Origin of the sequence: Streptomyces sp. NPDC059828, from assembly GCF_042731955.1 — a bacterium.
Taxonomy (GTDB): Bacteria; Actinomycetota; Actinomycetes; order Streptomycetales; family Streptomycetaceae; genus Streptomyces.
Genome location: NZ_JBHWIW010000005.1, coordinates 149,323 through 162,090 on the forward strand (window position 1 = coordinate 149,323; position 12,768 = coordinate 162,090).

A 12,768-nucleotide genomic window follows, 5' to 3' on the forward strand; every position below is an offset into this window, starting at 1 on the left:
TCAGCCCCCGTAGATCGCCTCGATCTCGCCCGCGAAGTCCTTCGCCACCACATTCCGCTTCAGCTTCAGCGACGGTGTGATGTGGCCGGCCTCCTCAGTGAACTGGGAGCCCAGGATGCGGAACTTCCGCACCGATTCCGCCTTGGAAACCGCAGTGTTGCCCTCGTCCACCGCCCGCTGGACCTCCGCCAGCAGGTCCGGGTCCTCGCACAGCGAAGCCGCCGTCGAACCGGCCGGCTTGCCGTGGTCGGCGGCCCAGCGGGCCAGGAACTCCTCGTCGATGGTGATCAGCGCGCCCACGAAGGGCCGCCCGTCGCCCACGACCATGCACTCCGCGACCAGAGCGTGTGCCCGGATCCGGTCCTCGATGACCGCCGGAGCGACGTTCTTACCGCCCGCAGTCACCAGTATTTCCTTCTTGCGGCCCGTGATCGCGAGGTAACCGTCCTCGTCCAGCGTGCCGATGTCACCGGTGTGGAACCAGCCGTTGGACAGTGCCTCGGCGGTCGCCGCCTCGTTGTTCCAGTAGCCGGAGAAGACATGCTCGCCGTGCACCAGCACCTCGCCGTCGTCGGCGATCCGGACCACCGAGCCCGGCAGCGGCTGGCCGACCGTGCCGATCTTCGGCCGGTCCCACGGGTTGAACGTCGTGGCCGCACAGGTCTCCGTCAGGCCGTAGCCCTCCAGCACCGTGAAGCCGATACCCCGGTAGAAGTGACCGAGCCGCTCGCCCAGCGGGGCGCCGCCGGAGATGGCGTACTCACCGCGCCCGCCCAGCACCGCGCGCAGCTTGCTGAAGACCAGCTTGTCGAACACCCTGTGCTTGAGCTTCAGCAGGAACGGCACGCCGCCCGGGGCGTCGAGCGCCCGGCTGTACGCGATCGCCGTGTCCGCCGCCTTGTCGAAGATCTTGCCCTTGCCCTCCGCCTGGGCCTTGGCCCGCGCGGAGTTGTAGACCTTCTCGAAGACCCGCGGCACACCGAGGATCAGCGTGGGCCGGAAACCGGCCAGCTCATCGGTGAGGTTCTTGATGTCCGGGGCGCAGCCCAGCTTGATCGGCGCCATCGCGGGCGCGATCGCGACCATCCGGCCGAAGACGTGCGCGGCGGGCAGGAACAGCAGCACGGAGCTGTGGCCCGTACGGAACAGTGGCCGCAGGCGCTCGACCAGGTTGCCGCACTCCGCGAAGAAGGCGCGGTGGGTGAGCACACAGCCCTTGGGGCGGCCGGTGGTGCCCGAGGTGTAGACGATCGTCGCCGGGTCGTCGGCCTTGGCGATCGCGCTGCGCTCGTCGACCAGCGCGTCGCTGACCTCGGCGCCGGCCGCGGTCAGCTCGTCGATCGCGCCTCGCTCGATCTGCCAGACCTGCTTGAGGGCGGGCAGCTCGGCCCGCACCGACTCCAGCGCCTCGATGTGCGCGTCGCTTTCCACGACGACCGCGACCGCACCGGAGTCGCCGAGGATCCAGCGCACCTGCTCGGGCGAGCTGGTCTCGTACACCGGCACGGTGACACCGCCGGCGCTCCAGATCGCGAAGTCGAGCTGGATCCACTCGTAGCGGGTGCGGGACATCAGCGCGACCCGGTCGCCGGGCTGGACGCCCGCGGCGATCAGACCCTTGGCGGCGGCCCGCACCTCGGCGAGGAACTGGGTGGCGGTGACATCCGTCCAGGTGTTCCCGACCTTTCGGCCCATGACGGCGACATCCGGATGCTGGGTGGCATTACGTCGGATGAGATCCGTCAGGTTTCCGTCCGTGGGGACCTCGTACAGGGCCGGAAGGCTGAACTCACGCAAGACTGCTGCTCCTCATCGGGCGCCGGCGCCACGGCTCTGTGTACGCACCGGGACTGCCCGGACGTTACCGACCAGTACTTGGTTCCGGATAGGGGTTCCCGGTCAGATGTTCGCTGCGTCACATGTGCGTGGCGCCGCATCGCGAACCCTATGACACCCTCTCCCCGCTCGCGAAGTTCGTGCAGGTCCGACCCCCTCTATCCAGTGTGGGCCGTTCGATTTAGGGTGATCGCGGGGTGATGTGAATGCGCGTTCACGTGGTCAGCGACGTACATGGAAACACCAGGGACCTGGCCAGGGCAGGCGACGGGGCCGACGCCCTGATCTGCCTCGGTGACCTGGTGCTCTTCCTTGACTACGCCGATCACTCGCGCGGGATCTTCCCCGATCTCTTCGGGGTCGAGAACGCCGATCTGATCGTCGAGCTGCGCACCGCGCGCCGCTTCGACGAGGCCAGGGATCTCGGCCGGCGGCTGTGGGCAGGCCTGGACCGCGACGCCGCGATCCTCTCCGCCGTGCGCAAGCAGTACGCCGAGATGTTCGCCGCCTTCCCGGCGCCGACGTACGCGACCTACGGAAACGTCGACATCCCCTCCCTCTGGCCGGAGTACGCCCGCCCCGGAACGACAGTGCTCGACGGCGAGCGCGTCGAGCTCGACGGCCGGGTCTTCGGATTCGTCGGAGGCGGACTGCGCACCCCCATGCGCACCCCCTTCGAGGTCTCCGACGAGGAGTATGCGGCGAAGGTCGAGGCACTCGGCGAGGTCGACGTGCTGTGCTCGCACATCCCACCGGACGTGCCCGAACTGACCTACGACGTCATCCCGCGCCGCTTCGAGCGCGGAAGCCGCGCCCTGCTGGAGGCCATCCGGCGCACCCGGCCGCGGTACGCCCTGTTCGGACACGTCCACCAGCCGCTGGCCCAGCGGATGCGGATCGGCACCACCGAGTGCGTGAACGTCGGGCACTTCGCCGCCACGGGGCGGCCCTGGGCCCTGGAATGGTGACCGGTACGGTCACGGTAGATTGCACACCGCAACCTTGTCCGGACAGCACCCGAGAGCACTGGAGGAGCCCGGCGATGGCGGAACACACCAGCTCGAGCATCACCATCGACGCGGCACCCGCCGATGTCATGGGGGTGATCGCCGACTTCGCGCGCTACCCCGAGTGGACCGGCGAAGTGAAGGAGACCGAGGTCCTCGAGAAGGACGACCAGGGTCGTGCGGTACGGGTCCGGCTGGTGCTGGACGCCGGTGCGATCAAGGACGACCACACCCTCGCGTACACCTGGACCGGGGCGAACCAGGTGTCCTGGACCCTGGTCAAGTCGCAGATGCTGAGGGAGCTCGACGGCTCGTACACGCTGGCGCCGGTCGACGGCGGCAAGCGCACCGAGGTCACCTACCAGCTGACCGTGGACGTCAAGATCCCGATGCTCGGCATGATCAAGCGCAAGGCGGAGAAGGTCATCATCGACCGCGCCCTCGCGGGTCTGAAGAAGCGCGTCGAGTCCGGCGCGGGCGCCTGACCGCGCCTCCCGCTCGGATGCGCATCGTCCTCGTCACCGGGCCCGGAGGTTCGGGCCGCACCACCGTCGCGGCGGCCACCGCGCTCGCCGCGGCCCGCAGCGGCAAGCGCACCCTGCTGCTCACGGCGGATCCCGCCCCCGTCCCGGGGGTCACCATGGGCACCGGTCCCGGCGAGGTGACCGAGGGGCTCTGGGTCGCCCGTATCGACTCCGGTGCGCACTTCCGTCGCGAACTGCTCGCCTTCCAGGAGCGCAGCACCGCGGCGCTCGACCTGCTCGGCGCCCGGAAACTGGAGGACGAGGAGCTCACGGAGCTGCCCGGCAGCGAGCAGTTCGCGCTGCTGCGCGGGCTGCGTGACCTGCGTGGCGGGGGCTGGGATGTGGCTGTGGTCGACATGCCCCCGGTCCGCGAGACGATCGCCCTGCTCGGACTTCCCGAGCAGCTCCGCCGCTACCTGCGCCGCCTCCTCCCACCGGAACGCCAGGCAGCCCGGGCACTGCGCCCGATGCTGGCCCAGCTCGCCGGCGTACCGATGCCCGCGCAGTGGCTGTACGAGACCGCAGCCCGCTGGGATGCGGAGCTCGGCGACGTACAGGAGCTGATCGACGACCGGAACACCTCGGTCCGGCTGGTCGCCGAGCCCGGGCCGGCCGCAGAGGACGCGCTGCCCACCGCACGGTTGGGGCTCGCCCTGTACGGGATGCGGGTGGACGCGCTCGTGGCCAACCGGATCCTGCCGACGGCATCCCCCGACCTCTGGCTCGCCGGGCTCCAGGCCCAACAGGAGAAGGTGCTGCGCCGCTGGCACCAGGAGTCCCGGCCGCAGTCGGCACCGCTGCTCTCCGTGCCCCATGCGGGCAGGGATCCCCGCGGGCTCGACGACCTGGCCGCACTGGCCGGCGATGACGGCGCCGACGGCCTCGCCGCAGGCCTGGAGCTACGGGAGGCCGATCCTGTGGACCCCTGGGACATCCGGCGGGCGACCTCGTCGGACAAGGCGTACGAGGACGAGTTCCACTGGGTTCTGCCGCTCCCCGGTGCCGTGAAGGAGGAGCTCGGGCTGGTCCGCCGTGGCGATGAACTGCTGATCACCGTGGGTCCGTTCCGGCGTGTCCTGCCCCTGCCGTCGGTGCTGCGCCGCTGCACCGTCTCGGGCGCGGGCCTCAGGGACGGTGAGCTCCGGGTCAGGTTCACCCCGGATCCGGCCGTGTGGCCGCAGGGCCGCTGAAAGGCGGCGCGCCGTTCGGGTACCGTCGACAGCAAGCAGTCCCGTTCTCCCGTTGATCCAGGAGCGCGCCATGAGCGATGCCACCGAGCGTCCCGCCGCCGATGCCGACCCCTGGGCCGAGGCGTGTGCCGAGGACCTGGAGGCCGAGCGGGCCCGCCGCCGGGAGCGGTACGGACACAGCAGCGGCACCGGATCCGCGGCGGAAGAGCTACGCAAGTTGATGGATGCCGTGGCCGACAAGATGTCCTCCTTGCAGAACCCGCTCTTCGGCATGGCGGCACAGGGTGCCGTACAGCAGTTGATCAGCCAGGCCAAGGCGGCCGTGGAGCCGGTCGTCGAACGCAATCCGCAGGTCTTCGACCATCTGGCTGCCGCCGGCAACGAGCTGCTCGCGGCGTACCGCTCCGCCGTGGAGGGCCATGAGCGGCGCTGGACCCGGGGTGAGACGCCGGGTAAGGCGTCTGGCGAGGCACCCGGTGACCGGCGCGAGGGCCCCGATGACGGACCGCGCGAGCAGATCGACCTGGACTGAGGCGGGGAGTCCCTCCGGTACCGTTGGCCTTAGCGGGGCACGACCGAAAACTGAGGGACACATGGGACTCACCATCGGCGTCGACATCGGCGGCACCAAGATCGCGGCCGGCGTGGTTGACGAAGAGGGCGCCATTCTCGAGACGCACACGGTGCCCACTCCGCCCACCGCCGACGGGATCGTGGATGCGATCTGCGCGGCCGTCACCGGAGCCGGTAAGGGGCACGACATCGAAGCGGTCGGCATCGGCGCCGCCGGCTATGTCGACGACAAGCGTGCCAACGTCCTCTTCGCACCGAACATCCACTGGCGCCACGAGCCGCTGAAGGACAAGGTCGAACAGCGCGTCAGCCTCCCCGTCGTCGTGGAGAACGACGCCAACGCGGCGGCGTGGGGCGAGTACCGTTTCGGCGCGGGCCAGGGACACGAAGACGTCATCTGCATCACGCTCGGCACCGGCCTGGGCGGGGGCATCATCATCGGCAACAAACTGCGCCGCGGCCGATTCGGCGTGGCGGCGGAATTCGGGCACATCCGGGTGGTTCCCGACGGACTGCTGTGCGGCTGCGGCAGCCAGGGCTGCTGGGAGCAGTACGCGTCGGGACGCGCCCTCGTCCGGTACGCCCAGCAGCGCGCGGGCGCCACCCCGGAGAACGCGCGGATCCTGCTCGGCCTCGGCGACGGCACGCCCGAGGGCATCGAGGGCAGGCACGTCAGTGAGGCGGCGCGGCAGGGCGACAAGGTGGCCGTCGACTCCTTCCGTGAGCTGGCGCGCTGGGCCGGTGCGGGGCTCGCCGACCTGGCCTCGCTCTTCGACCCGTCCGCCTTCATCGTCGGCGGCGGTGTCTCGGACGAGGGCGAGCTGGTGCTCGACCCGATCCGCAAGTCCTTCCGTCGCTGGCTGATCGGTGCCCAGTGGCGCCCGCACGCCCAGGTGCTCGCCGCCCAGCTCGGCAACAGGGCCGGCATGGTGGGCGCGGCGGACCTGGCCCGTCAGGGCTGACCCACCCGTAGGCACGCGTGCCCGCCACCCCTCGAGCCGGGGCGGCGGGCACGCTGCGTCCCGGGTCCGCGTCGTCGGCTACGGCACCCCCGTGCCCCCGCTATGTTGACCGCATGCCGACGCCCGAGCCGTACACGCTGCCCAACTCCCGCACCGAACCGGACGGTTCGGCGGTGGTTCGGGTGCTCAGCTACAACGTCCGCTCGATGCGGGACGACGAGGACGCACTCGCCCGGGTGATCCGCGCGTGCCGGCCCGACCTCGTGTTCCTCCAGGAGGCGCCGCGCTTCTTCCGCTGGCGCAAGCACGCCGCACGGCTCGCCGCCAAGAGCGAGCTGGTCGTGCTGGGCGGCGGCGCGACCGCGGCGGGGCCGCTGCTGCTGTGCTCACTGCGAACGACCGTCGAGCGTACCGAGGACGTACTGCTGCCGCTCACCCCGGGGCTGCACCGCCGGGGCTTCGCGACCGCCGTCGTACGGTTCGGCCGGGCCAGGATCGGACTGCTGAACTGCCATCTGAGCCTGGACGATGACGAGCGCTACGCCCAGACCGGGATGCTGCTGGAGCGGCTCGCGGCCCTGGACGTACCGCAAGCCATCGTCGCGGGGGACATCAACGAACAACCGGACGGCCCCGGATTCCGGCGCCTCGCCGCCGAGCTCCGGGACTGCTGGCGGGTACGCCCCTGGGGCGGCGAGTACACCTTCACGACCACCGCCCCGCAGCGGCGCATCGACGCGATCTTCGCGACACCCGGTGTCGAGGTCCTCGGCTGCGGAGTGCCTTCCGGCCACCCCGGGGTCAGCGCCCAGGACCTGAGGGCCGCGACGGACCACCTGCCGGTACTGGCGGCCCTGCGCGTCCCGGCCTAGGGCCGTCTTTTGGAACTGGCGTCGCGAGCCAGGCGGGAGTTCTCACACACGGCCCAGCCGACGAGGCGGAGCCCGGCCGGATCAGACCACCGCACCGCGCCCTGGGTCGTCGTCCTCGTCGTCCCCGTGTGCCATCCGCGCCACCAGGGTGATGAAGCCACCGACGAATCCGCCGACCCCGAGCGTGGTCAGCCACCACGTCATGTTCCACTCCAGCAGCACGGCGAGCAGCAGCAGCACCGGTCCGCCGATCACGGCGAGCCAGGCGAACTTCGCCGTCGTGTCGGCCTCGGGCAGCGGCGGCGGCTCGGGCGGCACGAAGTGGCCCTCGTCCGACTCGTCAAGGTCGTCGTCGCTGGCCTCCGGCGCCTGATAGTCCCGCGGGCCATTGCCGGGGCCGACGCCCGGTGCGAACACGATCGAGCTGCCCAGCGGCCTTGCGGAGCCGGGCCCGGCCTCGTCGTCATCGTCCTCGGATTCGTCGTCCCCGGAAGCGTCGTCCCCGGACCCGGGCAGCGCGCCGTGCCGCGACTTGTCCGGCTTCTCCACCATGGCCGACTCGTCGGGAAGTGCCAGATCCTCGATGGGCCTGAAGGGTCTGGCGCCCGGCGGGTCCGTCGGCTCCTCGCCGTAGCCCGCGACGATCGCCGCCCAGGCGGCCTCCTCGTCGATCGGCTCCGGCTCCCGGTCGTCCCGGTCCGCGTCGTGCTGCTCAGCCACCGGATGTGCTTCCCTTCTTCCCGCCGCTCCCCCCACTCGGTGTACTGCTGGCACCCGGAGCGAGCCGACCGATGAACGCGTAGCTCTCCTCGAAAATCAGCTCCGCATCGTGGTCCAACGTCGCCACGTGGTAGCTCTGTTCCAGCAGGATCTCCCTGACGTCCTGGGACGAGACCCGGCTGAGGATCCGGGCCGAGTCGACCGGCGGCACCACATGGTCCTGCGGGCTGTGCAGAAGCACCATCGGCTGGGTGACCTGCGGCAGCTCCCCGTCGACCAGCTTGAGGAAATTGCGCAGGGAGTGCGCCGCGTGCAGCGGCACCCGGTCGTAGCCGACCTCCTCCGAACCCGCCATGGAGATATCGCTGGCAATGCCCTTGGTGCTGGGGACCAGATGCCGGGCCACCGGGAGTGCCTTGGCCGCGAGGCCGTGCATCTTGTTCGCCGGGTTGACCAGCACGATGCCGCTGATCGCGTCACCGTGCCTGGCCGCGAGCCGCAGCGTCAGCGCACCGCCCATGGAGAGCCCGCAGACGAACACCTGGCTGCACCGCTCCGTGAGCGCGCGCAGCTCCCTGTCCACCTCCGCGTACCAGTCCTGCCAGCCGGTCAGCTGCATGTCCTGCCAACTGGTGCCGTGGCCGGGCAGCAGCGGCAGCGACACGGTCAGACCGCGCTCCGCCAGATACTCCGCCCAGGGGCGCAGCGACTGGGGGGAACCGGTGAATCCGTGGCAGAGAAGGACACCGACTTCGCCGCCCTCGTGGCGGTAGGGCTCAGCTCCAGGCAGTACCGGCACCGGGCGTCTCCTGTTCGTGAGAAGTGCTCGTGAGAGGTCATCGCAAGAAGAAGTGCAAGGGATCACAAGGGATCGCAGGGGGATCTGTGAGCAGCGGACCGGGTCCCGGGGCCGGGCGGGATTCCCGATCCGATCCGAACCTGATCCGAACGCCGATCCGACAGCGATCCGAAGGTGCCTTCACGGTACGCGACGGCGCCGACACCGACTAGGTCCGAAGGGGCTTCAGCGCGGCACCAAGCGGCAGGGCGCCACCCCCTTACGGGTTAAGGTCTTTGCGTCGGACACCAGGAAGGCATTCGAGTTGATCTACGGCGCCATGAAGTTCTCCCTCGGAGGGTCACTGAAGCTTGCCTTCAGGCCCTGGGTGGAGGGCCTCGAGAACATTCCCGCCGAGGGGCCCGCGATCCTCGCGAGCAACCACCTGTCCTTCTCGGACTCCTTCTTCCTGCCGGCGGTACTGGACCGCAAGGTCACCTTCATCGCCAAGGCCGAGTACTTCACCTCGCCTGGCCTCAAGGGCAAGCTGACCGCGGCCTTCTTCAAGGGCGTGGGTCAGCTGCCGGTGGACCGCTCCGGTGCGCGAGGCGCGGGCGAGGCGGCCATCAAGAGCGGCATCGATGTGATCCGGAGCGGGGAGCTGTTCGGTATCTACCCCGAGGGAACCCGCTCGCCCGACGGCCGGCTCTACCGCGGCAAGCCGGGCGGCCTCGCGCGGGTGGCGCTGGCGACGGGCGCGCCCGTCATTCCGGTGGCCATGATCGACACGGAGAAGATCCAGCCCCCCGGCAAGGTCGTCCCCAAGCTGATGCGCCCCGGTATCCGGATCGGCAAGCCGCTCGACTTCAGCCGCTACCACGGCATGGACCACGACCGCTTCATCCTGCGCTCGGTGACCGACGAGGTCATGTACGAGATCATGAAGCTTTCCGGCCAGGAGTACGTCGACATCTACGCCACCGCCGCCAAGCGCCAGATGGCGGAGGCGAAAGCGGCGGCGAAGGCCGCGGCGAAGGACGCCACCGCGGAGCGGCACGGCGCCGAGTAGCGCCGTCCGGCCCGTGCCGCACCCGGAGGCGGGCGAAGACAGGCCAGGGAGGGGGAACATGCCCAGACGTGAGCGGGTCGTCCGGATGTCGGTCGAGCTGCCGCTGTGGCGCGCCCTGACCGCGTACCGCCTGCTGACGGCGGGCTACGCGGTGCTGCTGTTCGTCTTCGGCCGCGTCAGGTTCGAGCACCCGTGGGTCGCCATCGGCTATCTCGCCGTCCTGGGACTGTGGACCCTCGCCACCCTCCCGAAGGTGGCGAACGCGGTGAGCTGCACCAAGCGCTTCCTCGCCGTCGACATCGCCATCGCCCTCACCGGCATCCTTCTCACACCGCTCGCCGACACCGACGCCCAGCGGATGGACCTGCCGACGCTGCCGTCGATCTGGACGGCCGGTTCGGTCCTCGCCTTCGCGATCAAGGGCGGCTGGCGCTGGGCCGGGTTCGCCTCATCGCTCGTCGCCGTGGCCAACATCATCGAGCGCGGCGAGCCCAGCCGCGACACCTTCCACAACGTGCTGCTGGTGTGGGTCGCCTCCATCGGCATCGGATACGTCGTCGAGATCGCCCGCGCATCGGAGCGCACCCTGGCACGCGCCCTGGAGATCGAAGCGACCACCCGGGAACGGGAGCGGCTGGCCCGCGACATCCACGACAGTGTGCTCCAGGTGCTGGCCATGGTGCAGCGCCGCGGCACCGCGCTCGGCGGCGAGGCCGCCGAGCTGGGCAGGATGGCGGGCGAACAGGAAGTCGCCCTGCGGACCCTGGTCGCGGGGGGTCTGCTGCCCGCCTCGCGGGTCTCGGAGGACGAGACGCAGGGCGCGTTCGTACGGGTGGTGAACGAGCCGGGTGAGCAGGCGGACGAGGGCCCGGGAGCCGACGGCGACGGGGCCCCGCGCGATCTGCGGCCCCTGCTCACACCGTATGCCGGTGCCAGTGTCACCCTGTCCGAACCCGGATCCCCCGTGCTGCTGTCGCCGCGCCAGGCGCGGGAGCTCGCAGCCGCTGTCGGTGCCGCCCTGGACAATGTCCGCAGGCACGCCGGTGACGGAGCCCAGGCCTGGATCCTGCTGGAGGACTGGTCGCACGAGGTGATCGTGACCGTGCGGGACGACGGCCCGGGCATCCCGGACGGACGGCTGGCACAGGCCGAGGGAGAGGGCAGGCTCGGAGTGGCACAGTCGATCCGCGGCCGGCTCCGGGACATCGGCGGCACGGCCGAGCTGATCTCGGTGCCGGGGCAGGGAACGGAAGTCGAGCTCAAGGTCCCGCGCGGGACACGGGGGAAGGCGAAACGATGAGGAACACGACAGGCGGGCCGGACGCGACGGATCCGGCAGGGGCCGCCGACGCGCCGATCCGGGTCATGGTCGTGGACGACCACCCGATGTGGCGGGACGCGGTCGCCCGCGACCTGGCGGCGGCCGGCTGCGATGTGGTGGCGACGGCGGCCGACGGCCCGCAGGCGGTGCGCCGCGCCCGGGCCGTGTCCCCCGATGTCCTCGTCCTCGACCTGAATCTGCCCGGGATGCCCGGCGTTCAGGTCTGCAAGGAAGTGGTGGCGGCGAACCCGGCCCTGAGGGTGCTGGTGCTCTCGGCGAGCGGTGAGCACGCCGACGTACTGGAGGCGGTGAAGTCGGGCGCGACCGGCTACCTGCTGAAGTCGGCCAGCACGGATGAGCTGATCGACGCCGTGCGGCGGACCTCCGTCGGCGACCCGGTGTTCACGCCCGGGCTCGCCGGGCTGGTCCTGGGGGAGTACCGGCGACTGGCCGCGGAGCCCGCGCCCCTGGCCGGCACGGACGAGCCGAAGGCGCCCCAGCTCACCGAGCGCGAGACCGAGGTGCTGCGGCTGGTCGCCAAGGGGCTCTCGTACAAGCAGATCGCCGAGCGGCTCGTGATCTCCCACCGCACCGTGCAGAACCACGTGCAGAACACCCTCGGCAAGCTCCAGCTGCACAACCGCGTGGAGCTGGTGCGCTACGCGATCGAGCGCGGGCTCGACGACGCCTGATCCCCACCCTCCACCGGTTCACTCCTCGGAGTGAATCGGTGTGAACTGGCGGACGCCAACTTCCGCCTGTCGTACTGGAATTCACCTGACGCGCCGTCCCGGAGTGACCTGGGTCACTACTAGCGTGGTTCCCCTATGCCACCACCGACGGCGAAGGGAACTTCCATGCGGGTCGGAGTACTGACCGGGGGCGGCGACTGCCCCGGCCTCAACGCGGTCATCCGCGGCATCGTCCGCAAGGGCGTCCAGGAGTACGGATACGAGTTCACGGGCTACCGTGACGGCTGGCGCGGACCGCTGGAAGGCGACACCGTGCAGCTCGACATCCCCGCCGTGCGCGGCATCCTGCCGCGGGGCGGCACGATCCTCGGCTCGTCCCGCACCAATCCCCTCAAGCAGAGCGACGGCATCCGCCGGATCAAGGAGAACCTCGCCAAGCACGAGGTGGAGGCCCTGGTCGCGATCGGCGGCGAGGACACCCTCGGGGTCGCGGCCCGGCTCGCCGACGACTACGGGATCAACTGCGTGGGCGTCCCGAAGACCATCGACAACGACCTGTCCGCCACCGACTACACCTTCGGCTTCGACACCGCGGTCGGCATCGCCACCGAGGCCATCGACCGGCTGCACACCACCGCCGAGTCCCACATGCGGGTGTTGGTCGTCGAGGTGATGGGTCGTCACGCGGGCTGGATCGCCCTGCACTCCGGCTTGGCGGGCGGCGCGAACGTCATCCTCATCCCCGAGCAGCGCTTCGACGTGGACCAGGTGTGCGCCTGGGTCACCTCCCGCTTCCGTGCCTCGTACGCGCCGATCGTGGTGGTCGCCGAGGGCGCGGTGCCCGGGGACGGCGACATGGTCCTCAAGGACGAGTCGCGCGACTCCTTCGGCCATGTGCGGCTCTCGGGCGTCGGCGAGTGGCTCGCCAAGGAGATCGAGCGACGCACCGGCAAGGAGGCAAGGACGACCGTCCTGGGCCATGTCCAGCGCGGCGGCACCCCGAGCGCCTTCGACCGCTGGCTCGCGACCCGCTTCGGCCTGCACGCGATCGACGCGGTGCGCGACGGCGACTACGGAAAGATGGTCGCGCTGCGCGGCACGGACATCGTCCGCGTCCCGATCTCCGAGGCGACGGCCAAGCTGAAGACGGTCGACCCCTCGCTGTACCGGGAGGCCGGCGTCTTCTTCGGCTGAGCGCGTCTTCGCAGTCGGCCCCTGGGCCCG

13 protein-coding genes are annotated in these 12,768 nt (G+C 70.6%); 10 read left to right on the forward strand and 3 right to left on the reverse strand.

What is annotated here, in order from left to right; genetic code table 11:
- Complete coding sequence (locus ACFV6V_RS04990; protein ID WP_385559203.1) at nt 1-1,797, reverse strand: AMP-dependent synthetase/ligase; 1,797 nt, start codon at nt 1,795-1,797, stop codon at nt 1-3.
- 245 nt (nt 1,798-2,042) lie between these two features.
- Between ACFV6V_RS04990 and ACFV6V_RS04995 the strand changes: the two genes are divergently transcribed.
- From ACFV6V_RS04995 to ACFV6V_RS05020, 6 genes are all read left to right on the forward strand, one after another.
- Nucleotides 2,043-2,804, forward strand: a complete 762-nt coding sequence (locus tag ACFV6V_RS04995; protein WP_385559206.1) for a metallophosphoesterase — start codon at nt 2,043-2,045, stop codon at nt 2,802-2,804.
- A 74-nt stretch (nt 2,805-2,878) separates the two neighbouring features.
- Complete coding sequence (locus tag ACFV6V_RS05000; RefSeq protein ID WP_385559209.1) at nt 2,879-3,328, forward strand: SRPBCC family protein; 450 nt, start codon at nt 2,879-2,881, stop codon at nt 3,326-3,328.
- Between the two features lie 17 nt (nt 3,329-3,345).
- Nucleotides 3,346-4,557: an ArsA family ATPase gene (locus ACFV6V_RS05005; protein ID WP_385559212.1), complete on the forward strand. Its 1,212-nt coding sequence runs from the start codon at nt 3,346-3,348 to the stop codon at nt 4,555-4,557.
- Between the two features lie 70 nt (nt 4,558-4,627).
- Complete coding sequence (locus ACFV6V_RS05010; RefSeq protein ID WP_385559215.1) at nt 4,628-5,089, forward strand: DUF5304 domain-containing protein; 462 nt, start codon at nt 4,628-4,630, stop codon at nt 5,087-5,089.
- Between the two features lie 61 nt (nt 5,090-5,150).
- Nucleotides 5,151-6,092, forward strand: coding sequence for an ROK family glucokinase (locus ACFV6V_RS05015; RefSeq protein ID WP_385559218.1), 942 nt, complete (start codon nt 5,151-5,153; stop codon nt 6,090-6,092).
- A 113-nt stretch (nt 6,093-6,205) separates the two neighbouring features.
- Entirely contained in the window at nt 6,206-6,964 is a 759-nt protein-coding gene (locus tag ACFV6V_RS05020; protein WP_385559221.1) for an endonuclease/exonuclease/phosphatase family protein, read from the forward strand.
- An 81-nt stretch (nt 6,965-7,045) separates the two neighbouring features.
- Here ACFV6V_RS05020 and ACFV6V_RS05025 read toward each other — a convergent pair whose 3' ends face one another.
- Nucleotides 7,046-7,684: a hypothetical protein gene (locus tag ACFV6V_RS05025; protein ID WP_385559224.1), complete on the reverse strand. Its 639-nt coding sequence runs from the start codon at nt 7,682-7,684 to the stop codon at nt 7,046-7,048.
- Nucleotides 7,677-8,483, reverse strand: coding sequence for an alpha/beta hydrolase (locus tag ACFV6V_RS05030; protein ID WP_385559227.1), 807 nt, complete (start codon nt 8,481-8,483; stop codon nt 7,677-7,679). Before ACFV6V_RS05030 ends, ACFV6V_RS05025 begins: the two co-directional genes overlap by 8 nt.
- A gap of 319 nt (nt 8,484-8,802) precedes the next feature.
- Here ACFV6V_RS05030 and ACFV6V_RS05035 point away from each other — a divergent pair, with 319 nt between their 5' ends.
- The 4 genes from ACFV6V_RS05035 (at nt 8,803) to ACFV6V_RS05050 (ending at nt 12,738) form a co-directional block, all read left to right on the forward strand.
- A complete protein-coding gene (locus ACFV6V_RS05035) occupies nt 8,803-9,531 on the forward strand; it encodes a lysophospholipid acyltransferase family protein (protein WP_361278433.1) in 729 nt (242 codons plus the stop codon).
- A 58-nt stretch (nt 9,532-9,589) separates the two neighbouring features.
- Entirely contained in the window at nt 9,590-10,831 is a 1,242-nt protein-coding gene (macS, locus tag ACFV6V_RS05040; protein WP_385559230.1) for a MacS family sensor histidine kinase, read from the forward strand.
- The gene (locus ACFV6V_RS05045; protein WP_385559233.1) at nt 10,828-11,544 is read left to right on the forward strand and encodes a response regulator; all 717 of its coding nucleotides are present in this window, start codon (nt 10,828-10,830) and stop codon (nt 11,542-11,544) included. Before macS ends, ACFV6V_RS05045 begins: the two co-directional genes overlap by 4 nt.
- 165 nt (nt 11,545-11,709) lie before the next feature.
- A complete protein-coding gene (locus tag ACFV6V_RS05050) occupies nt 11,710-12,738 on the forward strand; it encodes a 6-phosphofructokinase (RefSeq protein WP_361278424.1) in 1,029 nt (342 codons plus the stop codon).
- The last annotated feature ends 30 nt before the right edge of the window (nt 12,739-12,768 follow it).

Bases quoted from the DNA above. Each gene is read 5' to 3' on its own strand.
- ACFV6V_RS04995 (WP_385559206.1), top strand. From the start codon at position 2,043: ATGCGCGTTCACGTGGTCAGCGACGTACATGGAAACACCAGGGACCTG.
- ACFV6V_RS05000 (WP_385559209.1), top strand. From the start codon at position 2,879: ATGGCGGAACACACCAGCTCGAGCATCACCATCGACGCGGCACCCGCC.
- ACFV6V_RS05005 (WP_385559212.1), top strand. From the start codon at position 3,346: ATGCGCATCGTCCTCGTCACCGGGCCCGGAGGTTCGGGCCGCACCACC.
- ACFV6V_RS05010 (WP_385559215.1), top strand. From the start codon at position 4,628: ATGAGCGATGCCACCGAGCGTCCCGCCGCCGATGCCGACCCCTGGGCC.
- ACFV6V_RS05015 (WP_385559218.1), top strand. From the start codon at position 5,151: ATGGGACTCACCATCGGCGTCGACATCGGCGGCACCAAGATCGCGGCC.
- ACFV6V_RS05020 (WP_385559221.1), top strand. From the start codon at position 6,206: ATGCCGACGCCCGAGCCGTACACGCTGCCCAACTCCCGCACCGAACCG.
- ACFV6V_RS05035 (WP_361278433.1), top strand. From the start codon at position 8,803: ATGAAGTTCTCCCTCGGAGGGTCACTGAAGCTTGCCTTCAGGCCCTGG.
- macS (WP_385559230.1), top strand. From the start codon at position 9,590: ATGCCCAGACGTGAGCGGGTCGTCCGGATGTCGGTCGAGCTGCCGCTG.
- ACFV6V_RS05045 (WP_385559233.1), top strand. From the start codon at position 10,828: ATGAGGAACACGACAGGCGGGCCGGACGCGACGGATCCGGCAGGGGCC.
- ACFV6V_RS05050 (WP_361278424.1), top strand. From the start codon at position 11,710: ATGCGGGTCGGAGTACTGACCGGGGGCGGCGACTGCCCCGGCCTCAAC.